The sequence below is a fragment of the Paracraurococcus ruber genome, assembly GCF_004353985.1.
Lineage (GTDB): Bacteria > Pseudomonadota > Alphaproteobacteria > Acetobacterales > Acetobacteraceae > Paracraurococcus > Paracraurococcus ruber.
Genome location: NZ_SMOA01000072.1, coordinates 1 through 26,158, shown reverse-complemented (window position 1 = coordinate 26,158; position 26,158 = coordinate 1). Strand labels below are relative to the sequence as shown.

Below are 26,158 nucleotides of genomic sequence, written 5' to 3'. Positions count from 1 at the left end.
CCGCTTCAGGATGGTGCCGACCGCCTCGGGCGTGAGCGCCCGGCTCTCGATCGTCCCCCAGCGGTCCACCTTGCGGAACACCGGGCCGTAGCGGCAGTCGCTGGCCTGCAGCCGGGCTTCCAGCGCCCGCACCGGGCAAGTTTCGGACCTTGTGCCGCGGGCGATGCCGAGGCTGGCTCCCTGCCCCTCCTGGTCGCCCTTGTTGCGCGGCAGCAGCAGCCGAAGGCCCTCCGGGCCAAAGGAGACATGCTCGCGGGTGATGGCGACCAGCTCGCTTCGCCGCAGCGCGCCGGCATAGCCGAGCAGCAGCAGGGCGCGGTCGCGGGTGCCGGTGAGGCCGCGGTCGCAGCTGTAGCTGCTGGCCCAATCCTGGTTCTCCCGCACTTCCCGTGCTGCGGCTCGTCGTTCCGCGGCTGAGCGACCAAGTGGAGAGGGTTCTTTCCCTTTCCTTCTGAAGACCCTGATTGTCGAAGCGTCTCTTGCCCCTCATTCCGGCGGGGCTGCAGATCGAGCAGATCCTGCCTGGCACGGACCATCTCACCATCATCGTCGCCCCGCTCGAGCCCTCAACGGCCTGCCCAGCCTGCAATAGGCCGTCGTCGTGGATCCACAGTCGATACGACCGGATCCTGCACGATCTGCCTTGGCAGGGCCGGCCGGTTCGGGCCCGGCGCTTCCGCTGTCTCGCGCCAGACTGCCCGCGGCAAACCTTTGCCGAGCGATTGGCCGATACGGCGCAACCTGCCGGGCGCCGAACCGGACGGCTGGCCAATCTACAGCAGCATATCGGCCTGGCCACCGGTGGCGAGGTCGGCTCCAGGCTGGCCGCGCGTCTTGCGATGCCGGTCAGCGCCGACACGCTGCTGCGGATGGCGCGCAAGGCCGGCAAGGCTCCGCAACAGGGGCCACACATCAAGGTGCTGGCCGTCGATGATTGGGCCTGGCGCCGCGGTCATTGGTACGGAACGGTGCTGGTCGATCTCGAGCGAAACCGCGTCGCCGACCTCCTCCCCGACCGCACGGCCGCGAGCCTGGCGGCGTGGCTGAGGGAGAACCCTGGGATCGCAGTGGTCGCCCGTGATCGGGCCGGCGCCTATGCCGATGGTGTCCGCTAGGGCGCCCCGGATGCCATCCAGGTCACCGACCGCTGGCATTTGCTGCGCAATCTCGGTGACGCCGTCCATGGCGCCGCCGAGCGCCACCATGCGGTGGCACGCCGCGTCGCCCGGGACTTGATGGCCGAGCCGCCGACCGCCGGTGCGCCGCTCATCCATGGCCACGAGTAGCCCAGCGCCGCGAGGCGCCGGAGCGAGGCTGCCCTGGCGCGGCGAAAGGTCAGGTTTGACGAGGCCGTGCGCCTGCATGCCGCCGGCGCGTCGCTCAGCGCGATATCCCGGCAGGTAGGTGCCGATCGCAAGACGCTGCGGCAATGGCTTCGGGCCGGGGCCATGCCATCCTGGCGCCACCCGCGCCGCGGTGGCGTGCTCGACGCCTATCGTGAGCACCTGGACCGCCGCTGGACCGAGGGCTGCCACAACGCCGCCCGGTTATGGCGGGAGCTGACCGCGCTGGGCTTCACGGGCGGCGCGCCTCTCGTGCGTGCCTGGGCGACTGCCCGCCGCCGCGCCAACCCCGGCAAGGCCCGAGCGCTGCAGACGCGAAGCGGCAAGCCATGGCGCCCGCCGTCGGGCCGGCGTGTCGCCCGGCTACTCATGGCGGAACCGCGCACCCTGCCGCGGCCCGCTCGCGCCTTCGTCCAGCGATTGCTGGAGGACACGCCGGCACTGGCCGTCACGTTCACCGCGGCGAAGCGGATCGAACGGGTCTTGCGCAAACAAAGCAACAAAACATTGGCCGATGTTCTCGCCGTCGCGGAGATCACGCAACTCGGCTCCTTCGTCGCCAAGATACGCAAGGACATCACAGCGGTGGAGACGGCGCTCCGCCTACCCTGGACCACCAGCCCGGCCGAACGACAGATCAGCCGCATCAAGATGATCAAGCGAACCATGTATGGCCGCGCCGGCTTCGACCTGCTTCGTACTCGCATCCTGCACACCGCATGAGCTTGCAAGGGCAGCACGGGAAGTGCGGGAGAGCCTCGGAACCGCCCACCATCAAGCCGGCGCCGTCGCAAAGGAAGTTGGAAATCGGTTGGCGACGTACCCTATGCGATGATCGTATCGCCTCAGGAGACGCGATGGATCATGCCCCTGGCGTTCGGCTGGGTCAGAGTCTTCCCTTCATCGAGCTTGCGCATGCTGATCTGGATCGATGCAAGGAGGGCACAAAACCGCAGAGCCGCAATCTCAGCGGAGGGCTTTACGGTCTGCGGCTTGATCCGGGACGTGTGCGACGCATTGCATCGGACCGGCGAACGGCGTTTTCGTCCGCGAAGTTGCAACGTCCCAATTGATCCCCTTTTTCGCTCGGCCTCAGTTCGACTTGCGCCAGACGCAGCGACCATGTCCCGGCACAGCACCGCCAGAGCCTGCTACACTCGCCCCGTATTGGTCCCGGTCAGGTAGGCACCGGGGGTCAGCGCTTCGGGTTGACGCACCGCCGAGCATAGCGGAGTGAGACGGAGCTGCGCCACCCGCGGGTGCCGCCGCTCGCAATGGCCATGTCGGCGCCCGGCAGCGCCGCTGTCCATCCTCTCGGAACACTTGTGATTTCGAGGCACCAGCCAAGGGCTGCCTTACTGTCTCCGAGCGGTGCCACACATTAGAACAGTAGAGACGATGAGGTGCGCCGCCGTCCCGAACTCCTCTGCTCCAGTCGATCGGCGGCCGAACAATGGTCGCAAATGGCTCGCCGGGCAGGATGAACGGTCTCGCCCAACATCGATCAGTGCTCCAGGCGGCCTGGGGTACTGGGGAAGGGTACTGGCTTTTGACACCAACGGGCCGAACACGGCCTTGAGCGAGCCGCCAACGCGGCGGAGGTACTCGGATGATTGGCTGGGTTCCGCACGTGATGAGCGCGTTCCTTGATGAGGTCGCTGGCGTCGAGGTTCGTCGCTCCATCCTCGTGGAGGCGGGCTTTACGCCCGACCAACACTTCCGGCTCGACGCTCCCTATGCAGATGCGGCCTGTCGCCGCATTCTCGATGCGGCGTGCGTACGACTTGGGGTGGACGAGGCGGCCGCCTTCGCGCTGTTCGCGCCCTTCTTCCTAGCGCGCGGGCGCGAGATGTTCCCGGCCTTCTTCGATAGCAGGCCGCGCGTCCGCGACTTCCTCCTGCACCAGCCGGAGGTGCACAACACGCTCTCCGCCGGCCTTGTCGACGAACAGCGAGGCTGCGTCGCGCGTAAGTTCAAGGTCGAGCCTACGCCGGACGGGGTGCGCGTCTTCTACCGATCACTCAACCGCCTCGCCGGTCTCTACGCCGCCATCGCCAGACAGCTCGGCGAGGAGCTGGGCGAGCGAACAACGGTTACCTTCGAGGCGGGTGGGCCGGACGCTGTGGAGTGCGTCATGCACGTGAGGGTGGAGGCCGTCGCCGGGCGGCAGGCGGCATGACCACCCACCGGGATGACCTCGTCCTGCGGGAGGCGGCCGAGGAGATCTGCCGCCAGCTCTGCCGCGTCGCGGCGGGTGATCTGGGCGTTCGACTGGACGCGCCCAGCAGCGACACGACGGCGCAGAAGCTGGCGCTGCTCGGCAACGGTGTCCTCCACGTCGCGCGTCGCGCCATTGCGGCGGCCGAGGCGACAGGGCGCGAGCTCGCGGAGGCACACCGCGTTGCCCGCCTCGGCACCTGGCGGCTCGAGGTGATCGCCGGCGTGCCACGCCGAATCCTCTCACCCGAGCTGCAGTCGCTCCTCGGCGCTCACTCCCGAAATCCCTCTGTGGATCTGCTTGGCACGGTGGTGCATCCGGACGACCGCGAACTCGTGAGCGGCGGCGAGGCCAGAGCGCTGATGGGAGAGACCGCCTCGTTCGAATGGCGGACGCTCCAGCCAGACGGCACGGTCCGCACGATCTGGACGGAACTTCGGCCGGACGGCATGAACGCCGGGACAGTGCAGGCAGTCTGCCAGGACATCACGGAGCGTCGCGTCGCAGAGGCCCGTATTCGCCAGCTCGCGGAGACAGATGCCCTCACCGGGCTGTCGAATCGAGCTAACCTGCGGGAGCGGCTCGCCGCGAATCTCGCTCATGCCGGACGTCGACGCGGTCAGAAGGGTGTGGCCGTTCTCTGCATCGACCTGGATGGCTTCAAGGGCGTGAACGACAGGCATGGGCACGCTGCAGGCGATCGCGTCCTGGTTCAGGCGGCCGCGCGAATGCGGGCTCTCGCGCGCTGCGAGGACATCGTATCACGCCACGGTGGTGACGAGTTCGTAATCGTGCTGACATCTTCAACGCAGATGGAAGCGGCCGAGCGACTGGCCGGACGGCTCGTCGCCGCGCTCGCCAAGCCGTATGACCTCGGGAATGGGGTAACCTCCGCCGCTGTCACGGCATCGATCGGCATTGCCTTCGCCCCCGGCGACGGTAGCAACGTCGACGAGTTGCTCGCGGCCGCCGATGCCGCCTTGTACGGAGCCAAGGCGGCAGGACGCAACGGCATCGCCTTCTATCGACCACAGTTGGAGGCCGAAGCTCGCGAGCGACGTGCCCTTGACGCCGACCTTCGTCATGCAACCGCGCCAGGGCAGCTTTCGCTCGCTTATCAGCCGCTGGTCGCCGTAAAAGACGGTGCGGTGCTCGGCTTCGAGGCGCTGATGCGCTGGCGCCACCCTACGCGCGGGCAGGTCTCTCCGGACTACTTCATCGCCGCAGCGGAGGCGAGTGGCGAGATCCACCGGATCGGCGGCTGGGCCCTACGCGAGGCCTGCGCCGAGGCAGCGCGCTGGCGGGAGCCGCACTTCATCGCCGTGAATGTGTCTCCAGTCCAGGTCCAACGCGGCTCCTTCTTCGCCGAGGCGGTCGAAGCGGCCCTAGCTACCAGCGGGCTCGCGCCTGAGCGCCTGGAACTCGAGGTGACCGAGGGAGTGCTGATCCGTGAAGCAGACGCCGCGCTCGCAGCGTTGCGGCGGGTGCGGGACCTGGGCGTGCGAATAGCCCTTGACGACTTTGGGACGGGCTACTCGTCCCTCGCCACCTTGCAGGCGTTCCCGTTCGACAAAATCAAGATCGACCGGCGCTTTGTCTCCGGCCTGGGCGGTGCCTCCGCACAGAATGCAGCCATCGTGCGGGCGGTGCTCGGCCTTGCGTCAGGCCTGGGCATTCCGGTGGTGGCTGAAGGAGTCGAGACATCCGAGCAGCTTCTATCGCTGCGTGCCGAGGGCTGCGCAGAAGCGCAGGGATGGCTCTTCGGGCGACCTGGCGCGCCGCCCTCTATGGCTACGAGTAGCGCAAACTGACCGGTTCCGTCAAAGCTTACGCCAATCCTGACGGCGCTGGACGAAGGATATGCAGCAGGCGACCGCGGGGGTTTTGGATTGCCCCCCGTCAGACCGGACACGCGGCCGGGGTTGCTGACTGCTGGGCGATGAACTCACGCGGCGAGAGCATGCGCAAGCCGCTGTGGGGATGGCCTGCGTTGTAATCGTCGAACCAGGCGGGGAGCTGCTGCAGGACGGAGACGGCGTTGGAGCGGGGGTTCACCCAGACGTAGTCGCGCTTCATGGTCTTCACAAAGGCCTCGCTGACGCCGTTGCTTTCAGGGCTGCGAACCGACGTGAAGCATACGACGAGGTTGAGCGCGGTCGCGAAGGCCACCGTCTCGCCCGCGGTGTAGGCCGAGCCGTTGTCGGCGAGCCATTGCACCGGCTCCGGGGCGCGGACTGCGTCGAACCGGCGCTCGACGCAGTCCAGCATCATGTCGCGCACCATCTCGCCGCTGATCCCGGCGCCGACCGTGGCGACCCAGGCCATGACCTCACGGTCGTGGGTGTCGATGGCGAAGGCGACCCGGACAACCTCACCGTTCCAGCAAGAGACCTCGAAGCCATCGGACACCCACCGCTGGTTTGAGGCGGGAGCGATGACGGTGCCTTCATGGGCGCGGATCGGTCGCCTGCCGGTGTGCGGCTGCAGGGTCAGGGCGGCCTGACGCATGAGGGCATTGTCAACTTGGTCGGCCACCATGCAAGGGTGCCTGTGCAGGAGTGTGGCCCTGCACTTCACGCTGCCATCTGGACGGATGTCTCCTCCCGCCATGCCTGGAAGGCTTCGGCGCGACCACGCCGGTACTGACCAGCGGTCATCAGGTGCCGGCGTGGCCGGAAGTGGCCGTAGATCATAGCGTGGGATGACAGGAAGCGCTGAGCCTGCTTCGGTGACTTGAAGCGCTGCATCTGTCGCTCTCGGCGCCGCGTTGGCCGGTGCGAGTTCTCCGCTCTGTTGTTCAGGTAGCGGCAGATCCGGTGCTTGACCTCGGGCATCACCTCACGATGGGCAACGCCGTAGCTGAGCAGTCCATCGGTGACGAGGCGCCTGGGTTTGTACTTCAGGCCAGCGAGCAGCCGTCTGAAGAAGCGCTTCGCCGCGGTGGCGTGGCGGCGGCGCTGGACCAGGATGTCGAGCGCGACGCCATGCTGGTCCACGGCGCGCCAGAGATAGTGCAGCTCGCCGCTTATCTTCAGGAACACCTCACCGAGGTGCCAGGTGTCGCCCGGTTTCGGCCGACGCCGACGGAGCTTGCAAGCGAAGTCGGTGCCAAACTTGAGGCACCACTGCCGGATGCTCTCGTGGGTGACGGCAATGCCCCGCTCGGACAATATCAGCTCCACCTCGCGCAGGCTCAAACTGAAGACGTGGTAGAGCCAGACGGCGTGGCTGATGACTTCGGCCGGAAAGCGGTAGCCAGGGCAGGTCACGGGCGTGGGCGTCATCTCGCCAGCCTGGCTCAGCCGTGTCGTTCTGCCTAGCAACCACGAAGTTGACAATGCCTGGTGAAGCAGGTGCAGGCCTGGCGACCGAGATAGCCGGGCCTGAAGAGACGTAGGACCCCTTCGGGTAGGAGGCGGCTGCGCGCCGCTGGGTATCAAGCATCAGGCCTTGACTACCAGTGTACGGAGTTGCCGGCAGACCGTCTTCGCCGCTCGGCCCCTGGTCACTCTGGCTCGATGCCGGCTCGCCTGATCAGCGCCTCCCAACGGGCATTGTCCGCCCGAATGCGCGCTGCCAACGCCTCCGTCTGCAGTGGTAGAACAGCGGTGGAGAGTGAAGCGAACCGCTCCTGCAGCGCCGGCCGGGCAAGAGCGGCGCGGAATGCCTCGTCCAGCCGACGGACGATCGGCGCCGGCATCTGGGCTGGGCCCAGGACCGCGACAATCGTCTCCAGGGCCCCTTCGGCGCGCGGGAAGTTTTCCTGCAGCGTCGGAACCTCTGGAGCTAGCGGGCTACGTGCCGCCGCAGAGATCGGTAGGGGACGCACCTGCTCAGACCTGGACTGGGCGAGGCCGGTGCCGAGATCGACCACCGCTGCCTGGATATGGCCGCCGACAAGGTCAGTCATGGCCTGCGGGATGCCGCGGTAGCTGACACCGACCGGCTGAGTGCCACTCGCCGAGGCGAACAGCGCTAGCGCCACCTGGCCGCTTGGCGAGCCGAAGCCGACGGTGATGACCGGCGGCGAGGCGCGGCGCGCCTGCTCCCGCAGCTCGGCCAGGGTACGGACGGGCGAGGCGGCCGGTACCATGAACATCATCGAGGTCGAGCCGATGCCGGAGACCGGCTGGAAGGCTTCGACAGGATCGTAGGGCAGATTGCGGATCAGGCTGCGGGCGACGAACATAACGGAGGAGCCCATCAGCAGTGTCGCGCCGTCTGGCTGGCTGCGCGCGACATGCGCAGCCGCCAGCGTGCCATGCGCGCCAGGCCGGTTGTCCACCACCACCGGCTGTCCAAGGATCTCCTGCAGATGCTGCGCGACGGCACGCGTCAGGTTGTCGGTGACGGAGCCCGCGGGAAAGGGCACCACCAGCGTGACTGGCCGGGCTGAGCCGTCCTGGGCCCAGGCCCCGCCGCGCGGCAGCGCCAGCCCCGGCAGGAGGAGGACGGCGCGGCGCAGAACGGTATGCGCCAGGGACGATCGGTGTGGCACGACGGTCCCTCCTGCGGCCAGGTTCGCCCGCGGCCGCAGCTCATTCGGCGTGCTGCCGACATGGGCTGTCAAGCGGGCAGCGGCCCCTCGCCGGACCGGTGGCAGCGCGCCTAGACTGCCACGAGGCGTGGTGCGCGGTCCGCAGCCGCCAGCCCGGGCGGGGGGAACAGGGACATGATCGACTACGACGTCCGCGACGGCGTGGCGGAGCTGCGGTTCAATAATGGCCCGGTCAACGCCATTACAGAACCCTTCCTCGACGCCCTTCTCGCTGCACTGGATCGCGCGCGGCAGGACGACACGGTCCGCACCGTTATCTTGGCGAGCGCCATTCCCGGCCGCTTCTGCGCCGGCCTCGACCTGCCCGCCTTCCTGCGCGGCACGCCGGCCGACGCGCATCGCATGGTCGGCAAAATCTATGTCCGGATCAGCGAGGCGCAGTCGGCGCTCGGCAAGCCTTCCATCGCCGCCGTCGGCGGTGCTGCCCGTGGCGCCGGCATGTCGATCGCCATCACCTGCGACATGATCCTGGCCGCCGAGCACGCGACCTTCGGCTATCCCGAGATCGATGTCGGCCTGCTCCCCGCGATCCACTTCCACCACCTGCCGCGCATCGTCGGCCGCCACCGGGCCTTCGATCTGCTTTTCACAGGCCGCAGCTTCGATGCCGCGGAGGCGGTCTCGCTCGGCCTCGTCAACCGGCAGGTGCCAGCGGAACGGCTGATGGAGGAGGCGCGCGCCACCGCAGGCGTCCTTGCCGCCAAGTCGCCGGCACTGATGCGGCTGGGCAAGGCGGCCTTCCTGCGCGCCGCTGCTGCGGGTTACCGGGAGGGTGCGGAATCCGCCGTGGACCTGGTGTCCGCTGTCTTCGGAACGGAGGACTGCCGCGAAGGCCTCACGGCCTTCGCCGAGAAGCGACGTCCGGCCTGGACGGGACGGTAGCGGCGATGCCGTCGCGAGAGCCGGCCGGCGCGCTCGACGGCCTTCGGGTGCTCGACCTGTCGCGGGTGATGGCGGGGCCGCTCGCCGGGCAGATCTTGGCCGATCTTGGCGCCGACGTGATCAAGGTCGAGCGGCCCGGACGCGGCGACGATACGCGCGAATGGGCACCGCCCTTCGTCGTAGAGCCGCCTGCGACGCCACTCGATGATTCGGTCTATTTCTGGACCTGCAACCGGGGCAAGCGCTCGGTAGTCGCGGACATCGCCACACCGGCAGGCCAGTCCTTGGTCACGCGCCTCGCCACCCGCTCGGACGTGCTGATCGAGAATTACAAGGTCGGCACCCTGGCGAAGCATGGCCTGGACTACGCAACGCTCTCGGCGGCGAATCCGCGCCTCGTCTAGTGCTCCATTACCGGCTTCGGGCAGACCGGCCCCTATGCGCCGCGCCCCGGCTACGACACGGTTGTGCAGGGCATGGGCGGCCTGATGAGCATCACCGGCAATCCGGACGGTGCGCCCGGTGGGGGCCCGCGGAAGGCCGGCATTGCCGTAGCCGACCAGATGACCGCGCTCTATGCCGATGTCGCCGTCCTCGCCGCCCTGCGGGAACGCGACCGCTCCGGTCTCGGGCAGCACATCGACATGGCGCTGCTGGACGTGCAGGTCGCGGGGCTCACCAATCTCGGCCTCGGCTACCTCGCCACGGGCCGCGTGCCGCCGCGCGCCGGCAACCGGCTTGCCACGGTCTATCCCAGCGATAGCTTTCGCTGCGCCGACGGCGACCTGATGATCATCGTCGCCAATGACGCACAGTTCCGCAGTTTTTGCGCCGCGCTCGGCATGCCGCAGGTGGCGGATGACGAGCGCTTCGCGCGCAACGCAGACCGGCTGCGGCATGCCGACGACCTCGCGCTGTTAATCTGCGAAGCGCTGCGCGAGCGGCCGATCGCGGAATGCCAGGCGATGTTCGACGCTGCCGGCGTTCCAGCCAGCCCGATCAACGACCTCGCGCAGGTTTTTGCCGATACGCAGGTAGCGACGCGCGGTCTGGTGCGTGAGATCGCGCGGCCCGGCGGCCCGGCCGTGCGGGTCGTCGCCAGCCCGATCCAGATGTCCCGCACGGCCCCGCGGAGCGACCGCCCGCCGCCGCGGCTGGGCGAGCATACGGCGGAGGTGCTGGCGGAGCTGCCGCCCCTGCTCGAGCCGGGCGGCTGACAGCCGCGCGGGCAGCGCTTTGCCAGCCCTATTCGGGCCGGATGCCGGCCCGCCGAATGAGATCGGCATTGATCCCAAGGTCCCGCGTCACGGCCTCGACGAGGGCCGGCGCCCCGGTTGGCGTCGGGGTGATGCCGAGTGGCTCCAGCCGCGCCAGCAACTGCTCGTCGGCGAAGGTCGCCGCGAGCGCGCCTTCCAGTGCCGCAGCGACGGCTGGTGGCAGGCCGGCCGGGCCCGCCACGGCGGTCCAGTTCGGCACCTCGTAGCCGGAGAAACCCTGCTCGGCGACGGTCGGCACCTCCGGCAGCAGCCGGTACCGGGCCGGCGAGGCGACGCCGAGCGGCCGCAGCCGTCCGGCCTCCATGTGCGGCCTTGCCGGCGCGAGGGTGCTCAGCATGAAGTCGACCCGTCCGCTGGCGATGTCCGTCAGCGCTGCGGCGGTGCCGTTGTAGGGAACGTGGACCAGGTCCACCCCGGCGCGGCGAGCGAGGTCGAAGGTGCCCAGATGCGCCGAGGAGCCAACGCCCCAGCTCGCATAGCTCACCTCGCCGGGCCGGCGGCGCGCCGCATCCAGCAGGGCATCAAGGCTTTCCCAGCGCGGCTGCGCGACGAAGAGGTACAGCGCGCTGCCGGTCATCCCGAGCCAGGTGAAGTCCTTCGCGGGATCGTAGCCCGCGTCGCGCAACACGAAGGGCGTGATGCTGAAGGTGCCGTTGCCGGCGAAGAGCAGCGTGTAGCCATCCGGCCGCGCGCGCGCGACCTGCCGCGTGCCGAGCGTCGTGCTGGCGCCCGGCTTGTGGTCCATGACGAAGGTGCCGCCGAGCCGCTGCCCGAGCCCACGGATGATGGCATTGCCGAACACATCCGGGATGCCGCCTGGGGCGTAGGGGATCACCAGGCTCACCGGCCGCTGGCCTGGATAGGGAACCTGGCCGGTGGCGTCCCCCGGCCTGAGGCAGGCAGCGCCGCCGGCGGCCAGCAGGGCGCGACGCGGTAGCGTCAGGCGAGCACTCATGGATGCGTCTCCCCCCATTGCAATGCCCGTCACCGTGTCAGATGCTACGGCCAGACCCTTGCCAGTGCGGCTCGCGCAGCTTGCGCTTGAGCAGCTTGCCCGAATCGTCCCGCGGCAAGTCATCGTGAAACTCGATCCGCCGCGGCACCTTGAAGTTCGCCAGCCGGGCCTGAAGGGCCGCGCGGATGGCGCTCTCGGTCGTGCCGGGTAGCGCGCGCACCGCAGCACAAAGGGCTTCGCCGTATTCAGGATCAGGGATACCAAAGACGGCGCAGTCGAGGACGCCCTCGACGCCGATCAGCACAGCCTCGATCTCGGCGGGATAGATGTTCACCCCGCCGGAGATGACCATGTCGCGCTTGCGGTCGCAGAGGAAGAGGTAGCCGTCGGCGTCGAGGTAGCCGACATCGCCGACCGTGATCAGGCCATCGCTTTCCACCGCCCGGCGCTCGGCGTCGCGCTTGTGGTAGGTGAAGTCGGGCATGTAGTCGCAGCCCGCATAGATCTCCCCGGGCACGCCGGTCGGGCAGTCCCGGCCCTCGGCATCGACGATCCTTAGCACGGCTCCCTCGGTCAGCCGGCCGACCGTGCCGGGCTTGGCCAGCCATTCGTGGCTGTCGCAGGCCGTCGGCGCGCCGAGATCGGTGGCGCCGTAGAACTCGTGCAGCACCGGGCCCCACCAGTTGATCATCGCCCGCTTCACCTCCGGCGGGCAGGGCGCCGCGGCATGGGTGACGTGGCGGAGGGAGGAGAGTTCGTAGCGGCGCCGCACCGCCTCCGGCAGGCGCAGCAGCCGCACCAACATGGTGGGGACGAGGAAGGTGGTGTCGATCCGGTGCTCCTCGATCAGGGCGAGCAGTTGCTCCGGATCGAAGCGGGGCATCAGGACCAGCCGCTCCGCCAGGGTGCCGGACCGCAGGCCGAAGCCGTTCGGCGCACTGTGGTAGAGCGGCCCTGGCAGGAGGGCGCGGATGCCGGGCCGGATGCCGTAAATCTGCGCCCGGTTGCGCGCGGTGGCTTCGGCCTGCGCCGGCGTTGGCGGCATACGGCGGACGCCCTTGGGACGGCCGGTGGTGCCGGAGGTATAGATCATGCTCTCGCGCGCCGGCTGCGGCGGCCCGTCCCAGGCGGGCTGGCGCGCCAGCCAGGTCTCCCACTCCTCCCCGGGCGGCTCGACCTCGGGCAAGCCATAGGCGGCGGCGAGTTCTGGCGGCGTACGGACGGCGATCACCGCAAGACCCGGCGGCGCCTCGGCCAGCAGGGGCAGGAGGTCGGCATGCGCGACCACGATGCGGGCGTCGCAGTCGCGCAGCAGATAGGCGACTTCCTCCGGCTTCCAGTGCCAGTTGATCGGCACCGCATAGCCGCCGAGCATGGTGGCGGCGTAGCTCGCCTCCAGGAACGGAAAGTCGTTGCGCAGCAGCAGCGCGACGCAGTCGCCGGCGCGGACCCCGAGCGCGGCGAAGCCGGAGGCGGCGCGGCGTGCACGCTCCTGCAATGTGCCGCGGCTGACCTGGCGGTCGCCGCTGATGATGAGAGCCGCGTCGTTCACGGCGCGTACTCGGCCCGGCCATTGCTCAGCACCACCACGTCGCGAGCCGGCACGCGGACGCGGAATGCCGCCACGCCCTCACCGAGGCGCCAGACCTCGGTGCGCAGGGTCTCCCCGGGATAGACCGGCGAGGTGAAGCGCAGGTCGAAGCGCCGCAGCCGCTCCGCCTGGCCATCGCATAGCAGGTTCGCCACCGACCAGGCAGCAACGCCGTAGCTGGCGAGGCCGTGCAGGATCGGCTCGGCGAAGCCGGCACTGGCGGCGACATCGGGGTCGGCGTGCACGGGGTTGAAGTCGCCATTGAGGCGATAGAGAAGCGCGGCGTTGCGGCCGAGCGTCCAGTCGAAGCTCGCCTCGGGCGGTGCGTCCGGCACCGGATGCGGCTTGCGCACCGGGCCGGACGGGCCGCCGAAGCCACCATCGCCGCGCAGGAAAGACGTGCTGGTCAGGCTGCAGAGCAGCTCTCCCGTCGCGGCATCAAGCACCTCCCTGGTGTTATACAGCAGCGCGCCGCGTCCGGCGCCCTTGTCGACGATCTCGTCGATGCGGAGACGGCCGATGACGCGTCCCTCCGGCGGGAGCGGGCGGTAGATGGTCAGGCCCTGTTCGCCATGCAGCACCTTTGGCCAGTCGACGCCGGTGTCCGGCTCCTTCACCCAGAAGCCAGGCGTCGCCAGAACCACGCCCAAGGTGGGCAAGGCGACGAGGTTCTTCTCGTAGACATGGCGCAGCTGGCGCCGGTCAAGCGGATCCTGGCCGAGGCCAAGGCCGAGCGCGTAGAGGATCGTGTCCTTGGAGGTGTAGCGCTGCTCGATGTCTGGAAAGTGCCGCTTCTTCAGGCGTTCATAGTCGATGGCCACCGTGTCTTCCTCCCAGCTGCTTGTCTTGGACGGCTCAGGCGTCTCCGGGCCCAAAAGCGGCCTCGGCCGCCAGCACGCGCCGAGCTTGCCGCAGATGGGGCATGTCCAGCATCCTGCCGTCCAGCCCGATGGTGCCGAGGCCCGGTTGGCTCTCGAAGGCCGCCACCACGCGGCGGGCGAAGGCGACCTCCTCGGCGGTGGGGTGGAAGCCCTCGTTGATCGGGCCGACCTGCGCGGGATGGATGGCGATCTTTCCCGTGAAACCTTCCCGCCGGGCGGTGGCGCAGGCGGCGCGAAGCGCGGCCTCGTCTCGGAAGTCGGGCTCCAGCGTGTCGATCGGCTGCACGCCGGCAGCGACGGCGGCGAGCAGGCACTGCGCCCGCGCCATGCGGTAGGTCAGCGCCATGGCGCCGCTGCCGTCCTGGTTGCCGGCCGCGCCGATTGCGGCGGGCAGGTCCTCCGCCCCCCAGGTCAGGCCGGCGAGGCGCGGCACCGCCACGCGCGCATAATCCGGCAGCTGCAGCACCGCGGCCGGCGTCTCGGTCGCGACGGCCAGCAGCCTCACGCTGCCCGGGGCGATGCCGTCGCGCGCCTCCAGCGCCTCCAGCCAGTGGGAGATGCGCAGCAACTCCGCCGGCCCGGCGACCTTCGGGATGACGAGGCCGTCCGGCACTGCCCGCACCACGGCGGCGGCATCCACCAGCCCCTCCCCGTCCAGCGGGTTGATCCGCACCCAGAGACGCGGGCGCTGGTCCGTGCCGGCATGCGCGGCCAGGTAGTCCGCCACCATTCCGCGCGCCACCGGCCGGCGCGCGGCGGCGACGGAATCCTCGAGGTCGAGGATCAGCGCATCCGCCCCGCTCTCGCCGCCCTTGGCCAGCTTGCGCTCGCTGTCGCCCGGGACGAACAGCCAGGAGCGCGGCGGCGCGCTCATGCCGGCTTGCCCTTCATGAGGCCGGAGCGCCGGCAATGCGCCACAAGCTCGCCCTTCTGGTTGAAGGCGCGATGGACAAATTCCACGATGCCCTGGCCGGGACGCGACTTGCTCTCGCGCTTGGCGACCACCTCCGATTCCACCCGGATGGTGTCGCCGTGGAAGAGCGGCTTCGGGAAGCGCACCTCGTCCCAGCCCAGGTTGGCGACGGTGGTGCCGAGCGTGGTGTCGCCGACCGTGATGCCGACCATGAGGCCGAGGGTGAAGGCGCTGTTGACGATGCGCGTGCCGAACTCGGTCTCCGTCCGGCAGTATTCCTCGTCCAGGTGCAGCGCCGCCGGGTTGTGCGTGAGGGCTGAGAAGAAGGTGTTGTCGGCCTCGGTGATCGTCCGCCGCATGGCGTGGCGGAAGACCTGGCCGATTTCGAATTCCTCAAACCAGAGACCCGGCATGTCAGCCCCCCCGCACGCGCCACTGGACCAGGGTGTAGGGCGGATCGGCCTCATCATGCGGCTCGAACACCGCCTCGACCTCGGCGCCGATGGTCACCGGCGCGTCCGGCGCGCAGATGAGGTTGCCGACCATGCGCACGCCATCGGCATGCGGCAGCTCGACCAGCACGATGGTGTAGGGCGTGTGGCCGTTCAGCGCGGGATGCACGGGGTGGTGCGGCCGCTGCCAGGACCAGATGCGGCCGCGCGGCGCCACCTCCTCCCAGCCCAGGTCGAAGCTGTGGCAGCGATGGCAGACCCATTCCGGGCCCCATTGGTGCCGGCCGCAGCCGCGGCATTTCTGGATCACCAGCCGGCCCTGGCGGGTGCCGTCCCAGTAGGGCCTGGCGAGGCCGTCCTGTGACGGCGCCGGCAGGCCTTCCGGCAGGACACGGTTCGTCGTGGTGCTCACAGCGCGGCCTCCGTCCCGACGACCAGGCTGCTGACGGGCGTCACCATTGGCCCGCCCAGCACGGCGACAACATTCGCGCCCGCCACCTGGTTGATGGCGGTGCCGCGCAGCTGCCGCACCGCCTCGTTCACCATCTCCAGCCCGTGCATGTAGCACTCCGCAAGGTTCCCGCCGGAGGTGTTCATCGGCATCGTCCCGGTGCCGCCCACCAGCAGGTTCTCCAGCACCAGCTGCTCGTTGGCGCGGGCAGGGTCCACGAAGCCGTGCTCCACCAGACTCAGCAGCACGCCGCCGGTGAAGTTCTCATAGGCCTGCACCACGTCGCAGTCCTGCGGGCCCAGCCGCGCCATCTCCCACAGGTTCTTCGCGACCGTCTTGAAATGGGCGGAGGCGTAGTCGGGCGCGTTGTGGACCGGCGCGGCGCTGCGGTGATGCCCGCCCTGCGCGGCCCCGAGCAGGTAGACCGGCTTGTGCGGCAGGTCCTTGGCGCGGTCCGCCGGCACCACCAGCACCGCGCCGGCGCCGTCATTCTCCTGGCAGCAGTCGAACAGCCGGTGGAAGGGCTCGATGATCCAGCGGGAGGCGTCGTACTTTTCCTCGGTCAGCGGCCGCCCGCGCATCACCGCGTTCGGGTTGTTCTGCGCATGGTGGTAGGACGCCATGGCGATGGCCCGAAGCGCCTCGTGCCGGATCCCGTGGTCGGTCATGAAGCGGGTGATCTTCATGGCGAAGCGCTGCGCCGGCGACATCAGGCCATAGGGCGCGAGGAAGGCGTCGTCGCCCACGGCCGCCGCGCCGGTCCGGCTGCGGCCGTAACGGGCGAACTGGCCCTGGGCGAGGGAGCGGAAGGCGATGACGCAGTTGGCCATCCCCGAATGCACCGCCGCGCCCGCATTGGCGACCGCCGCGGCCACGCCGCCGCCGCCGCCGCCCCAGTGCATGTTGGAGAAGCGCAGCTCCCGGATGCCAAGGGAGGCGGCCAGCCGCGGTCCGTCCGACCGGTCATCGCCGTAGGAGGCGAAGCCGTCCACCTCCCGCGGGTCGATGCCGGCATCCCGGCAGGCCGCGAGGATGGCCTGCAACGCCAGCTTGAACTCCGCATCCGGCGACTGGCCGTGCCGGTAGTAGGTGGTCTCGCCCACGCCGGCGATCGCGACCTTGCCCCGCAATGTGCGCTCGCTCATGCGGCCCGCGTCCTCCCCGATTTATTGGCCAGCATCGGCAAACAGCCGGCGGCCGATGATCTCCTTCATCACCTCCGCCGCACCGCCCGCAATGCGGGTGATGCGCGCGTCGGCATAGGCCTTGGCGATGGGTGTCTCCATCATGTAGCCGGCGCCCCCGAACAGCTGCAGGCAGCGGTCCACCACCTCGCATTGCAGGTCGGTGCAGAACAGCTTGGCCATTCCGGCTTCCACCGGATCCAGCGTGCCGTCCAGTTGCAGCGCGATGAGCCGGTCGGTCAGCGCCCGCGCGGCGGCCGTCTTGGCGGCCAGTTCGGCCAGCACGAAGCGGGTGTTCTGAAAATCGGCGATGGTATGGCCAAAGGCCTTGCGCTGGCGGGTGTAGGCGACGGTCCAGTCGATCACGGTCTCCGCCACCACGCTGCCGCGCACCGCCTGCACCAGCCGCTCCCGCGCCAGATTGGTCATCAGCATGGCGAAGCCGCGGCCTTCCTCGCCCAGGCGGTTCGCCACCGGCACCCGCACCTCGTCGTAGAACAGCTCCGAGGTGTCGGCCGCGGGCATGCCGAGCTTGTGGAGGTTGCGCCCGCGGCGGAAGCCGGGCGTGTCGGTCTCCACCACGATCAGGCTGATGCCGCGGGCGCCGGCCGCCGGATCGGTCTTGGCCGCGGTGACGACCAGATGCGCGTTCTGGCCGTTGGAGATGTAGGTCTTCTGGCCGCTGAGGACGTAGTGGTCGCCGTCGCGCACCGCGCGCGTCCGCATGCCCTTGAGATCGCTGCCGGCATCAGGTTCGGTCATCGCGATGGCACCGATCAGGCTGCCGTCGCACATGCCGGGCAGCCAGCGGCGCTTCTGCGCCTCGGTGCCGAAGCGGGTGATGTAGGTGGCGACCATGTCCGAATGGACGACGAAGCCCGGGCCGCTCAGGTTGGCCCGCGCCAGCTCTTCCGTCACCACGGCGCAATGGCCGAAATCGCCGCCCGCGCCGCCATAATCGGCCGGGATGTCACAGCACAGCAGCCCGGCCGCGCCGGCCTTCCGCCAGGCCTCCCGCGGCACGATGCCCGCCTCCTCCCAGGCCGGGTGGTGCGGCACCAGCTCCACCTCGACGAAGCGGCGCACGGCACGGCGGAAAATCTCGTGGTCCTCGCTGAAGACCGTGCGCGGCCGGCGGAGCATCGGCCTTTCCTCCCTTCGTTCGTTAGCTTATGGTAAGCCACCGTACGATCTGGCCGCAAGGGGCCGTTGGAGGCAACGCCATGAAGTCCGATCCCGGGCCTAGCAGCAGGCGATCCGGCGGGCGGCGGCCGGCCGGGGTGGCGGCATGACGCCGCTCAAGGGCATCCGCGTCCTCGACTTTTCCAAGGTCCTGGCCGGGCCGCTCTGCGGCCAGTGGCTCGGCGACCTCGGAGCGGATGTGGTCAAAATTGAGCCGCCGGACAGCGGCGACGACACGCGGGGATGGCCTCCCTTCCGCACCGGCGGGGAGGCGCGGGTCGGCGCGGTCTTCCTCAGCGCCAACCGCAACAAGCGCAGCCTGGCGCTGGACCTGAAGACGCCGGAGGGCCAGGCCGCGGCGCAGCGCATGGCGCGCGAGGCCGACGTGGTCATCGAGAGCTACGCGACCGGCGTCGCCGAGCGCCTGGGCATCGGCGCCGAGGCGCTCTGCGCGGCTAATCCTCGGCTGATCCATTGCAGCATCTCGGGCTTCGGCCGCAGCGGGCCGCTGGCCCAGGGGCTCGGCTACGACGTCATCCTGCAGGCCTTCAGCGGTATCATGGCGATGACCGGGGAGCGCGGCGGCGGGCCGATCCGCAGCCCCTTCTCGCCGATCGACCAGTCGACCGGGATGAATGCCTTCAGCGGCATCCTGGCCGCGCTGCTGGAGCGCGGGCGGACGGGCCGCGGCTGCCGGTTGGAGGTCTCGCTGTTCGAGACCGCGGCGGCGCTGCTCGGCTATTCCCTGCAGATCTACTGGGAGAAGGGGACGCTGCCGGAGAAGTCCGGCTCGGGCCATGAATCGCTCTGCCCCTACCAGGCCTTCGACGCCGCGGACGGGCCGGTACTGATCGGCATCGCCAGCGACAACCTTTGGCGCCGCTTTGCCGCCGGGATCGGCCGGCCGGAGCTCGCAGAAGACCCGCGCTTCCGCACCAATGCCGACCGGGTCGCCAATTTCGCCACGACGGTCGCGCTGGTGCAGGCGATCGTGGCGACGGAAAGCGCCACGCATTGGGTGGCGTTCTGCGGCCGCACCGGCATCCCCTGCGCCGCGATCAACACTTTGGCCGACATGCTGGCGCATCCGCAGACCGCGGCGCGGGGCGTGGTGCTGGACTACGACCACCCGACGCTCGGCCCGCTGAAGACCATGGCCCAGCCGATCCAGTTCAACGGCGAGGCCCGCGCGGTGCGGTCACCGCCGCCGCTGCTGGGGGAGCATTCGGCCAAGGTGCTGGCCGCCTATGGCTTCGGGCCGGAGGAGATCGCTGCCCTGCGCGCAGCGGGCGCGATCGGCGGGACCGGCGATGCGGCGTAGGGCGCTGCTCGCGGCCTGCCTGGCCCCTGCGGCGGCGCGCGCGCAGCCGGAGAGCTGGCCGGCCCGGCCGTTGCGCGCCATCGTCCCCTTCCCGCCCGGCAGCGCGACTGACGGCATCGCCCGCTTCGTCGCGGAGCGGCTGGCGTCCGGGCTCGGCCAGCCGGTGGTGGTCGAGAACGTGGCGGGCGGCAATGGGCTGATCGCCGCGCGCCAAGCCGCCCGCGCGGCTCCGGACGGCTACAGCCTGTTCTTCGCCACCAACTCCACCCATGCCGCAAGCGTGCACCTGGCGCGGGATCCCGGCTTCGACCCGGTTCGCGGCTTCCTGCCGGTGACGCTGACCAGCCTGGCGCCCCTGGTGCTGATGGTCCGCGCCGACTTTCCCGCGCGGACGGCGGCGGAGTTCCTCGCCGTGGCACGCGAGCGGGCCGGCGCGCTCAACTACGGCACCGGCAACATCGGCAGCCTGGCGGCGGCGCAGCTGCTGAAGAGCCTGGCCCGGATAAAGGCGGAGCAGATCAGCTACCGCGGCACGCCGGCGGCGGTGACCGACCTGCTGGCGGGACGGCTGCAATTCCTGGTCAGCGATCTCGCCGCGGCAGGGGAGCATATCCGCGCCGGGACGCTGCGGGCGCTCGGTGTCACCACGGCGGAGCGCATCCCGATGCTGCCCGAGGTGCCGCCCCTGCGGGAGGCCGGTGTGCCTGGCTACGAATTCGCCTCCTGGGTCGCGGTCTTCCTGCCCGCCGGCAGCCCGCCGCCGGTCCAGGAGCGGCTGAACCGCAGCATCCGGGCGATCCTCGGCAACGAGGAAGGGAAACGCGTCTCGCTCGGGCTCGGCCTGATGGCCGCAACAACGACGCCGGAGGAGCTTGCGGCCTTTCAGAGGCGGGAGATCGCGCTCTGGGGACGCATCGCCCAGGCCGCCGGCTTGCCCAGGGAGTAGTCCGTTGATTCAACCGAGACCGAGACCGGGGCCGGAGCAGCCGGCATGACCTCCCCGACGAAGGCACGCGGCGAGTTCCGCATCGGCTTCCTGATCCACGACGTCTCGCGGCTTCGCCAGATCCTGTTTGACCAGGAGATGCGGCCGCACGGCGTCACCAGGGCCCAATGGTCTGTGCTGGCACAGCTGTCGCGCAAGGAGGAGGGCGCCATGACGCAGGCGGAGCTGGCACGGCTGCTCGGCCTGGGCAAGGTCGCGGTCGGCTCCATGATCGACCGGCTCGAGGCCGCGGGACTGGTGATCCGACAAAGCGATGCTCTGGACCGTCGGATCCACCGCGTCGCCGTCACCGCCAAGGGCCACGAGGTGCAGGGCCGCATGGTGGAAGTGGGTCGCAGGCTGAACGGGGACATCCTGGCTGGACTCTCGGCCGGCGAGATCGCTGCCGCAGATCACGTGCTGACCACCATCCGGCGCAACATCCGCCGCGCGTTGCGGGACGAGGACGATGCTGGTGACGCCTCCCTTGTTACGGATGGAATCGAAGCCGCCTAGACAGGCGTTGGAGCCGCGAGCCCTCAAGCCAGCATCGGCGCGGCCGGCAGGCGAGGTGTCGCGGATGGGTTCTGACCAGGACCCGGGATCGTCCTGAATGAGATTCGGTCCGGCCGCCGCCCGGAGGGCCGTGACTGCGGCGGGGTCGCCGGCGGCGCGGAGGTGACGGTACGGCATTGCAGGTTTTCGGGCCAAAGCGCATGTGGAATTAGGACGGCCGTTCGTCGCGCACATAGGTCCAGACTCGGCCGGTGATGGTGCGTCCCTTGGCCAGCACCGGTACCGTGGTGTCGTCGCCATGCAGCCGGGCGGCATCGAGCACGTGCAGGTCGACGACGGCTCGACCTCGGCTCCGGCATGCGCCCGAGGGAGGCTGCACTCAAGCCATCCGCCGTCGCGTCACGTCCATGATGCGACCGGCCCAGGAGCTGCCGCCGAACCCGGCGAGCACTTTATCCCAGCCGCAGGCCGATGCTGCGGATCAGCTCGCCCCAACGCCCCCGCTCGGCAGCGACCATGGCACTGAACTCGGCCGGCTGGTTGCCGCGCAGCTCGGCGCCCTGGGCCAACATCTGCTCGCCCAACCGGGCCTCGGCCAGCGCCACATGCGTCGCCCTCACCAACTTCCGTACCACCGGGTCCGGCACGCCGGCCGGCGCGAACAGCCCGTACCAGTAGGGCTGCGCGATGCCGGGGAAGCCGGCTTCGGCGAAGGTCGGCACCTCCGGTAGCGCGGCGATGCGGTGGTCCCCGGTCACCGCCAGCGCCCGGATGTCACCATTGCGCACCAGGGCGATATAGGAGGCGACGCCGTCGAAGGTCATCGCCACGTCGCTGCGCATCATCATCTGCTGCGCCGCCGGGGTGCCGCGATAGGAGACGTCAAGCAGCTCGATCCCGGTCGCCTGCTTCAGCCGTTCTCCGGACAGATGCGCCAACAGCCCGACATTGGCGGCATAGGGCATCGGCTGCGGCAGGGCGCGGGCATAGGCGACCAGCTCGGCCACCGTGCGCACCGGCAACTTGGGGTCGCAGAACAGCGCGAGCTGGCCGCGCATCAGCAGGGTCAGCGGCTGGAACTGCTCGACCCGGAACGGCAGGTTGGCGAAAAGGTGCGGCGTGACGCAGAAGGTGGAGGAGGAGGTCAGCAGCAGCGTGTAGCCATCCGGCTTTTGCTGGGAGACATGTTCCGCCGCCACCACGCTGGCAGCGCCGATGCGGTTGTCGACCACCACAGGCTGGCCCAGTTGCGCCTGCAGCACCGGCGCCAGCGCGCGGGCCAGGATGTCGGGCTCGCTGGCGGCGGTGAAGGCCACCACCAGCCGGATCGGCCGGGTTGGCCAAGCCTCCTGCGCCCCGGCCCGGGACGCCAGCATGCCAGCCGTAAGGCCGCCGAGCGCGCGGCGTCCGATCGGGTGTCGCATTCGTCTTCCTCCCCTACCGTCGCGTGACGCTAAGCCGCAGCGCGCGGCGCCGCCACCCCGAGCGCCTTCTGGATATCGGGGATGATGCGGCTGCCCCAGAGCTCGATCTGCCGCATCATCGTGCGGTGGTCGAAGTCGCCGATCTGGGTCTGGATGGCGATGTGCTTGGGCTTCAGGATGCTGATCTCCGCCAGCATCTTGTCCACCACCTGGTTCACGCTGCCGACCGGCAGGTTGGCCCGCATCTGCTCGAAGCTGAGGTCGTTGGGGCTCGGCTCCTCACGCACCAAGAAGCCGTCGTCGGATTGCGCCCGGCGGTACTTCAGCGCTTCCGAGATGCGGCGGGAGTAGCGCGCGCTGTCGAGGTAGCTGTCGATCTCCGCCGCGTTGTCGCTCGCATAGGCGCAGCGCAGCATGGCGAAGCGGCAGTCGTCGATGCTGCGGCCCTCGCCCGCAGCCACGCCGGCCAGCTGGTCGCGGATCTCCTGCAGCCGTTGCGGCCCGTTCAGCAGCGCGGTGACGAACAGGTTGTGCCCCTCGCGGATCGCCCGCGCCTGGGTCTGTGCATTGGCCGAGGTGATCCAGATCGGCGGCATCGGCGTCTGCAGCGTGCGCATGCTGATCGAGGTCAGCGGCATCCGCAGGTGCTTGCCCGCATAGCTGAAGGCGCGCTCGGTCAGGCCCAGCCTCAGGATGTCGAGGAATTCGTGGAAGATCGCCGGCGCCTCGGCGATGTCGACGCCGAAGCGATCGAACTCGAATTTCTGGTAGCCGGAGCCGACTCCGAGGTCGAGGCGGCCCTTGCTCAGCGTATCGGCGAAGCCGATCTCGGAAAGCAGCCGCGCCGGGCTGTACATCGGCAGGATGCAGACCCCGGTGCCGAGGCGGATGCGCTTCGTCAGCCCGGCCATATGCGCCACCATCATCAGCGGCGAGGCGCCGAGGCCGTAATTGGAGAAGTGGTGCTCGGCATACCAGGCATTGTCGAAACCGGCCTGATCGGCCAGCACCGTCTGCTCCACCGCGCAATCCAGCACCTCGGCCGAGCTCTGATGGTAGCCGCGCTGCTGCATGAGGATGAAGATGCCGAATTCCATGGCCCCATTCCCTTCCCGAAGGGGGAAGGCTAGCGGCTGGGCATTCGGCGCAACAACGGGATATATGTGAGGGGCATCTTTGCATTTTCCGTAAAGGTCGGCCATGCGGCGCCTTCAGGCGATGGAGCTCTTCGTGGCGGCCGTGCGGGAGGGCAGCTTCTCCGCCGCCGGCCGCCGCGCCGGGCTGTCCCCTGCCTCGGTCTCCCGCCAGGTCGCTGCGCTCGAGGCCGCGCTCGGCACCCAGTTGCTGAACCGCAGCAGCCGCAGCTTGGTGCTGACCGATGCCGGGCGGGAATATCTCGCCCGGCTGGAGCCGATCCTGCAGGACATCGCCGCCGCTGAGGCCGCCGCCGCAGCGCTGCAGGCCACCCCGGTCGGCACCGTGCGGCTGCATTCGCGCACCATGTTCGGCCTGCGGGTGGTCACCCCGCTGCTGCCGGCCTTCCAGGCCCGCTATCCCGAACTGCGGGTCGAGCTGCGCCTGGCCGAGCGCCCCGCCAGCTTCGCCGAGGACGAGATCGACATCGAGCTCCGCATCGGCGCGCCGCCCGCTGGGCCGCTGATGCAGCGCCTGCTGCTGCGCAGCGAGCGCATCCTGGTCGCCAGCCCCGGCTACCTCGCGGCGCACCCGCCGGTGCGCCGGCCGGACGACCTGCTGGCGCAGCATTGCCTGGCCTATTGGCTCGGGCCGGACGAGGTGAGCTGGCGCTTCCTCGCCGCCGGGGCGCTGCAGGAGCTCCGCATCGCCGCCCGGCTGACCGCCAATAATGGCGAGGTGCTGCGCGAACTGGCGCTCGCCGGCCATGGCATCGCGCTGCTCGACGACTACACGGTGCGCGACGCGCTCGCCGCCGGCCGGCTGGTCCGGCTGCTGCCGGGCTGGCAGGTGACCAACTCCGAATTCGACCAGGGCATCTACGCGGTCTTCCGCCAAGCCAGCCTGCTGCCGGCCAAGACCCGCGCCTTCCTCGATTTCCTGGTGAAGGCCCTGCCGGGCGTCCTCAGCGACTGACCAGCGGCTCGGCGATGCCCTGGGCGTCGAGCCCGCTGATGGCGAAGAGCCCGCCCGCCGCCGGCGAGGGATCGTGCAGCCGATGGCTGGCCGAGAGCGAGGTGACGAACAGCAGGTTGAGAAGCGGCCCGCCGAAATTCACGCTGGTCGGGTGCCGCACCGGCATGGCGATGCGCTGCACCAGCCGGCCCTGCGCATCGAAACGGCCGATCTCGCCGCTGCGGACCAGCGCCACCCAGAGATGCCCCGCAGCATCGACGGTGGCGCCGTCCGGCGCGGTGCCGAGCGGCGCGAGGTCGATGAAGGGCGCCCGGCCGCGCGCCGCCCCGTCGCGGTAGTCGAAGCGCCAGATCACCCGGCGCGGGCTGTCCGCCAGGTAGAGCGTCGCGCCATCCGGGCTGAAGCAGGGCCCATTTGCCGTGGTGATCCCGGCCGCCAATTCGGTTACCGTGTTATCCGCCTCCAGCCGGTAGAGCACGCCCTGCGGCGCCGCGCCCTCGCCCAGGTTCATGTGCATGCTGCAGGCGAGGAAGCGACCCTGCCGGTCCACCTTGCCGTCGTTCAGGCGGACATCCGGGTGCACCACCGGCAGCCGCGTCAGCAGCGCGGTGGCGCCGCTCGCTGGGTCGTGGCGGCGGAAGCCATCGGCCAGCGCCAGCACCGTACGCGTCGTGGCGAACCCACCCCCACAGGAGTGTTGACAGCTTGCTCCCCGGGTCGGGGACGCTGGGTTAGTCTGCTGTCGGTTGGGTTGGGGCGGATCCGGCATGGCGGATGGGGACGGGCTGCAAGAACGGCTGCGCAAGATCGAGGCGCTGATGGCGGGCGCTGGCACGCCGGGCGAGCGCGACGCGGCTGGCGCGGCGCTGGAGCGGGTCAAGGCGCGGCTGGCGGAGCAGTCGCGGCGGGATCCACCGATCGAGCTGCAGTTCTCCATGCCAGATGCCTGGTCACGCCAGCTCTTCGTGGCGCTGTGCCGCCGCTATGGCCTGCGGCCGTACCGCTATCCGCGGCAGAAGCGCACGACGGTGATGGTGCGGGTGCCGCGCGGGTTCAACGACACCGTGCTCTGGCTGGAGTTCCTTGAGCTCGACCGCGCGCTGAGCGCCCACCTGCAGAGCGTGACGACACGCATCATCCATGACGCGATCCACGCCGACACGAGCGAGGTGGAGGAGGTGCAGGCCTCGCTGCCTGGCGTATAGCGCTACGCCGCTTGCGCGCCCTGGGCTTCGCGCCAGGACCAGGGCAGCAGGGTGTGCAGCGCCTTGCTGCTGACCTCGCCGCGGACCATGCGCTCCAGCACGTCGGTCAGCCAGGCCTGCGGGTTGACGCCGTTCAGGATGGCGGTGCGGACCAGGGTCGTGGCGATGGCCCAGTTGTCGCCGCCGCCCTCGCTGCCGGCGAAGAGCGCTGCGCGGCGCGTCTTTGCCACCGGTCGGATCTCCCGCTCGAGGCTGTTCGTGTCCATCTCCAGCCGGCCGTCCTCGAGGTAGCGGCAGAGCCCCTCCCAGTGCCGCAGACCGTAGCGGATGGCGCTGGCCAAGGCCGAGCCCTGGCTGACCTTGTCGAGTTTCGCCTCCAGCCAGCGGTGCAGGTCCTGCACCAGGGGCTTGCTGCGTGCCTGGCGCACGGCGCGGCGGTGCTCGGGCAGCGTGCGGCGGATCTCGCGCTCAATGCCGTAGAGCGCGCCGATGCGCAGCAGGGCCTCGGCGGCGATCGGCGAGGCGTTGTGGGCGTGGACCTTGTGGAAGCGTCGGCGCAGGTGGCTCCAGCAGAAGGCGAGCGTGACCGCGCCGCCCCGGCGCCGGGCAGCGACCGTGCGGAAGCCGCGATAGCCGTCCACCTGCAGCGTGCCGCTGAACCCGGCGAGGTGGGCCGCGGGTCGGGTCGCCTTGCGGTCGGTGGCGTAGACA

Annotated in this window: 24 protein-coding genes and 5 pseudogenes; 11 read left to right on the top strand and 18 right to left on the bottom strand. The window is 69.8% G+C overall.

Features of this window, described 5'->3' with window-relative positions:
• Positions 1-384, bottom strand: a pseudogene (locus E2C05_RS15000) (hypothetical protein); the annotation flags it as partial.
• An 80-nt stretch (positions 385-464) separates the two neighbouring features.
• On the opposite strand from E2C05_RS15000, the gene E2C05_RS14995 reads away from it, so the two are divergent.
• Together E2C05_RS14995 and E2C05_RS14990 are read left to right on the top strand one after the other, a co-directional pair.
• Positions 465-1,115: a transposase gene (locus E2C05_RS14995; RefSeq protein ID WP_133220455.1), complete on the top strand. Its 651-nt coding sequence runs from the start codon at positions 465-467 to the stop codon at positions 1,113-1,115.
• A 366-nt stretch (positions 1,116-1,481) separates the two neighbouring features.
• Positions 1,482-2,066: a transposase gene (locus E2C05_RS14990; RefSeq protein ID WP_205082833.1), complete on the top strand. Its 585-nt coding sequence runs from the start codon at positions 1,482-1,484 to the stop codon at positions 2,064-2,066.
• A 122-nt stretch (positions 2,067-2,188) separates the two neighbouring features.
• Here E2C05_RS14990 and E2C05_RS35560 read toward each other — a convergent pair.
• Positions 2,189-2,347 (bottom strand): annotated as a pseudogene (locus E2C05_RS35560) (IS256 family transposase); the annotation flags it as partial.
• 605 nt (positions 2,348-2,952) lie between these two features.
• On the opposite strand from E2C05_RS35560, the gene E2C05_RS14985 reads away from it, so the two are divergent.
• Positions 2,953-3,522, top strand: a complete 570-nt coding sequence (locus E2C05_RS14985; RefSeq protein ID WP_133220453.1) for a heme NO-binding domain-containing protein — start codon at positions 2,953-2,955, stop codon at positions 3,520-3,522.
• A complete protein-coding gene (locus tag E2C05_RS35145; protein WP_133220452.1) occupies positions 3,519-5,372 on the top strand; it encodes a putative bifunctional diguanylate cyclase/phosphodiesterase in 1,854 nt (617 codons plus the stop codon). Before E2C05_RS14985 ends, E2C05_RS35145 begins: the two co-directional genes overlap by 4 nt.
• 88 nt (positions 5,373-5,460) lie before the next feature.
• Here E2C05_RS35145 and E2C05_RS14975 read toward each other — a convergent pair.
• The 3 genes and pseudogenes from E2C05_RS14975 to E2C05_RS14965 form a co-directional block, all read right to left on the bottom strand.
• Positions 5,461-6,012, bottom strand: a pseudogene (locus E2C05_RS14975) (DDE-type integrase/transposase/recombinase); the annotation flags it as partial.
• Positions 6,013-6,134: 122 nt separating this feature from the next.
• Entirely contained in the window at positions 6,135-6,845 is a 711-nt protein-coding gene (locus E2C05_RS14970; protein WP_133220450.1) for an IS6 family transposase, read from the bottom strand.
• Between the two features lie 221 nt (positions 6,846-7,066).
• Entirely contained in the window at positions 7,067-8,131 is a 1,065-nt protein-coding gene (locus tag E2C05_RS14965) for a Bug family tripartite tricarboxylate transporter substrate binding protein (RefSeq protein WP_158292136.1), read from the bottom strand.
• A 102-nt stretch (positions 8,132-8,233) separates the two neighbouring features.
• Between E2C05_RS14965 and E2C05_RS14960 the strand changes: the two genes are divergently transcribed.
• Both E2C05_RS14960 and E2C05_RS14955 read left to right on the top strand, forming a co-directional pair.
• On the top strand, positions 8,234-9,001 hold the full coding sequence (locus tag E2C05_RS14960) for an enoyl-CoA hydratase/isomerase family protein (RefSeq protein WP_133220448.1): 768 nt from the start codon (positions 8,234-8,236) through the stop codon (positions 8,999-9,001).
• A gap of 5 nt (positions 9,002-9,006) precedes the next feature.
• Positions 9,007-10,218, top strand: a pseudogene (locus E2C05_RS14955) (CaiB/BaiF CoA transferase family protein).
• A gap of 28 nt (positions 10,219-10,246) precedes the next feature.
• On the opposite strand, the gene E2C05_RS14950 reads toward E2C05_RS14955, so the two are convergent.
• The 8 genes from E2C05_RS14950 to E2C05_RS14915 are packed head-to-tail and all read right to left on the bottom strand — an operon-like array spanning position 10,247 to position 17,848.
• Entirely contained in the window at positions 10,247-11,233 is a 987-nt protein-coding gene (locus tag E2C05_RS14950; protein ID WP_158292135.1) for a Bug family tripartite tricarboxylate transporter substrate binding protein, read from the bottom strand.
• A 37-nt stretch (positions 11,234-11,270) separates the two neighbouring features.
• Positions 11,271-12,785: an acyl-CoA synthetase gene (locus tag E2C05_RS14945; RefSeq protein WP_133220446.1), complete on the bottom strand. Its 1,515-nt coding sequence runs from the start codon at positions 12,783-12,785 to the stop codon at positions 11,271-11,273.
• A complete protein-coding gene (locus E2C05_RS14940) occupies positions 12,782-13,645 on the bottom strand; it encodes a MaoC/PaaZ C-terminal domain-containing protein (RefSeq protein WP_133220445.1) in 864 nt (287 codons plus the stop codon). The genes E2C05_RS14945 and E2C05_RS14940 overlap by 4 nt, the downstream gene beginning before the upstream one ends.
• A gap of 34 nt (positions 13,646-13,679) precedes the next feature.
• A complete protein-coding gene (locus tag E2C05_RS14935) occupies positions 13,680-14,579 on the bottom strand; it encodes an HpcH/HpaI aldolase/citrate lyase family protein (RefSeq protein ID WP_133220444.1) in 900 nt (299 codons plus the stop codon).
• On the bottom strand, positions 14,576-15,031 hold the full coding sequence (locus E2C05_RS14930; RefSeq protein WP_133220443.1) for a MaoC family dehydratase: 456 nt from the start codon (positions 15,029-15,031) through the stop codon (positions 14,576-14,578). Before E2C05_RS14930 ends, E2C05_RS14935 begins: the two co-directional genes overlap by 4 nt.
• A gap of 1 nt (position 15,032) precedes the next feature.
• Entirely contained in the window at positions 15,033-15,482 is a 450-nt protein-coding gene (locus E2C05_RS14925; RefSeq protein ID WP_133220442.1) for a Zn-ribbon domain-containing OB-fold protein, read from the bottom strand.
• Entirely contained in the window at positions 15,479-16,666 is a 1,188-nt protein-coding gene (locus E2C05_RS14920) for a thiolase C-terminal domain-containing protein (protein ID WP_133220441.1), read from the bottom strand. The genes E2C05_RS14925 and E2C05_RS14920 overlap by 4 nt, the downstream gene beginning before the upstream one ends.
• 21 nt (positions 16,667-16,687) lie before the next feature.
• The gene (locus E2C05_RS14915) at positions 16,688-17,848 is read right to left on the bottom strand and encodes an acyl-CoA dehydrogenase family protein (protein ID WP_133220440.1); all 1,161 of its coding nucleotides are present in this window, start codon (positions 17,846-17,848) and stop codon (positions 16,688-16,690) included.
• A 145-nt stretch (positions 17,849-17,993) separates the two neighbouring features.
• On the opposite strand from E2C05_RS14915, the gene E2C05_RS14910 reads away from it, so the two are divergent.
• Genes E2C05_RS14910 through E2C05_RS14900 form a run of 3 tightly spaced genes read left to right on the top strand, consistent with a single transcriptional unit; the run spans position 17,994 to position 20,709 of the window.
• Complete coding sequence (locus tag E2C05_RS14910; protein ID WP_133220439.1) at positions 17,994-19,208, top strand: CaiB/BaiF CoA transferase family protein; 1,215 nt, start codon at positions 17,994-17,996, stop codon at positions 19,206-19,208.
• A complete protein-coding gene (locus tag E2C05_RS14905) occupies positions 19,198-20,154 on the top strand; it encodes a Bug family tripartite tricarboxylate transporter substrate binding protein (protein WP_158292134.1) in 957 nt (318 codons plus the stop codon). Before E2C05_RS14910 ends, E2C05_RS14905 begins: the two co-directional genes overlap by 11 nt.
• 45 nt (positions 20,155-20,199) lie before the next feature.
• Positions 20,200-20,709, top strand: a complete 510-nt coding sequence (locus E2C05_RS14900) for a MarR family winged helix-turn-helix transcriptional regulator (protein ID WP_133220437.1) — start codon at positions 20,200-20,202, stop codon at positions 20,707-20,709.
• Between the two features lie 214 nt (positions 20,710-20,923).
• On the opposite strand, the pseudogene E2C05_RS14895 reads toward E2C05_RS14900, so the two are convergent.
• The 3 genes and pseudogenes from E2C05_RS14895 to E2C05_RS14885 all read right to left on the bottom strand — a co-directional run.
• Positions 20,924-21,034: pseudogene (locus E2C05_RS14895) on the bottom strand (IS66 family transposase); the annotation flags it as partial.
• Positions 21,035-21,161: 127 nt separating this feature from the next.
• Positions 21,162-22,085 (bottom strand): Bug family tripartite tricarboxylate transporter substrate binding protein, encoded by a 924-nt coding sequence (locus E2C05_RS14890; RefSeq protein WP_200306308.1) that lies wholly within the window; start codon positions 22,083-22,085, stop codon positions 21,162-21,164.
• A 77-nt stretch (positions 22,086-22,162) separates the two neighbouring features.
• Positions 22,163-23,230 carry an LLM class flavin-dependent oxidoreductase gene (locus E2C05_RS14885; protein WP_133220435.1) on the bottom strand — a complete coding sequence of 356 codons (1,068 nt, stop codon included), beginning with the start codon at positions 23,228-23,230 and terminating at the stop codon, positions 22,163-22,165.
• 103 nt (positions 23,231-23,333) lie between these two features.
• On the opposite strand from E2C05_RS14885, the gene E2C05_RS14880 reads away from it, so the two are divergent.
• A complete protein-coding gene (locus tag E2C05_RS14880; RefSeq protein WP_133220434.1) occupies positions 23,334-24,242 on the top strand; it encodes a LysR family transcriptional regulator in 909 nt (302 codons plus the stop codon).
• On the opposite strand, the gene E2C05_RS14875 is transcribed toward E2C05_RS14880, so the two are convergent.
• Positions 24,232-25,011 carry an SMP-30/gluconolactonase/LRE family protein gene (locus E2C05_RS14875; protein WP_133220433.1) on the bottom strand — a complete coding sequence of 260 codons (780 nt, stop codon included), beginning with the start codon at positions 25,009-25,011 and terminating at the stop codon, positions 24,232-24,234. The two genes, E2C05_RS14880 and E2C05_RS14875, sit on opposite strands and share 11 nt — an antisense overlap.
• Between E2C05_RS14875 and E2C05_RS14870 the strand changes: the two genes are divergently transcribed.
• The gene (locus E2C05_RS14870; protein WP_133220432.1) at positions 25,010-25,447 is read left to right on the top strand and encodes a hypothetical protein; all 438 of its coding nucleotides are present in this window, start codon (positions 25,010-25,012) and stop codon (positions 25,445-25,447) included. The genes E2C05_RS14875 and E2C05_RS14870 overlap by 2 nt on opposite strands.
• 2 nt (positions 25,448-25,449) lie before the next feature.
• On the opposite strand, the gene tnpC is transcribed toward E2C05_RS14870, so the two are convergent.
• Positions 25,450-26,158 (bottom strand): IS66 family transposase (gene tnpC / locus E2C05_RS14865; protein ID WP_133220431.1); only part of this gene is annotated, 709 nt, incomplete at its 5' end.

What these genes read in the sequence shown, in the direction of transcription:
- E2C05_RS14985 (WP_133220453.1), top strand. Translation starts at nt 2,953, where the DNA reads ATGATTGGCTGGGTTCCGCACGTGATGAGCGCGTTCCTTGATGAGGTC.
- E2C05_RS35145 (WP_133220452.1), top strand. Translation starts at nt 3,519, where the DNA reads ATGACCACCCACCGGGATGACCTCGTCCTGCGGGAGGCGGCCGAGGAG.
- E2C05_RS14970 (WP_133220450.1), bottom strand. Translation starts at nt 6,845, where the DNA reads ATGACGCCCACGCCCGTGACCTGCCCTGGCTACCGCTTTCCGGCCGAA.
- E2C05_RS14960 (WP_133220448.1), top strand. Translation starts at nt 8,234, where the DNA reads ATGATCGACTACGACGTCCGCGACGGCGTGGCGGAGCTGCGGTTCAAT.
- E2C05_RS14950 (WP_158292135.1), bottom strand. Translation starts at nt 11,233, where the DNA reads ATGAGTGCTCGCCTGACGCTACCGCGTCGCGCCCTGCTGGCCGCCGGC.
- E2C05_RS14935 (WP_133220444.1), bottom strand. Translation starts at nt 14,579, where the DNA reads ATGAGCGCGCCGCCGCGCTCCTGGCTGTTCGTCCCGGGCGACAGCGAG.
- E2C05_RS14930 (WP_133220443.1), bottom strand. Translation starts at nt 15,031, where the DNA reads ATGCCGGGTCTCTGGTTTGAGGAATTCGAAATCGGCCAGGTCTTCCGC.
- E2C05_RS14920 (WP_133220441.1), bottom strand. Translation starts at nt 16,666, where the DNA reads ATGAGCGAGCGCACATTGCGGGGCAAGGTCGCGATCGCCGGCGTGGGC.
- E2C05_RS14915 (WP_133220440.1), bottom strand. Translation starts at nt 17,848, where the DNA reads ATGCTCCGCCGGCCGCGCACGGTCTTCAGCGAGGACCACGAGATTTTC.
- E2C05_RS14910 (WP_133220439.1), top strand. Translation starts at nt 17,994, where the DNA reads ATGACGCCGCTCAAGGGCATCCGCGTCCTCGACTTTTCCAAGGTCCTG.
- E2C05_RS14905 (WP_158292134.1), top strand. Translation starts at nt 19,198, where the DNA reads ATGCGGCGTAGGGCGCTGCTCGCGGCCTGCCTGGCCCCTGCGGCGGCG.
- E2C05_RS14900 (WP_133220437.1), top strand. Translation starts at nt 20,200, where the DNA reads ATGACCTCCCCGACGAAGGCACGCGGCGAGTTCCGCATCGGCTTCCTG.
- E2C05_RS14890 (WP_200306308.1), bottom strand. Translation starts at nt 22,085, where the DNA reads ATGCTGGCGTCCCGGGCCGGGGCGCAGGAGGCTTGGCCAACCCGGCCG.
- E2C05_RS14885 (WP_133220435.1), bottom strand. Translation starts at nt 23,230, where the DNA reads ATGGAATTCGGCATCTTCATCCTCATGCAGCAGCGCGGCTACCATCAG.
- E2C05_RS14880 (WP_133220434.1), top strand. Translation starts at nt 23,334, where the DNA reads ATGCGGCGCCTTCAGGCGATGGAGCTCTTCGTGGCGGCCGTGCGGGAG.
- E2C05_RS14870 (WP_133220432.1), top strand. Translation starts at nt 25,010, where the DNA reads ATGGCGGATGGGGACGGGCTGCAAGAACGGCTGCGCAAGATCGAGGCG.
- E2C05_RS14875 (WP_133220433.1), bottom strand. Translation starts at nt 25,011, where the DNA reads ATGCCGGATCCGCCCCAACCCAACCGACAGCAGACTAACCCAGCGTCC.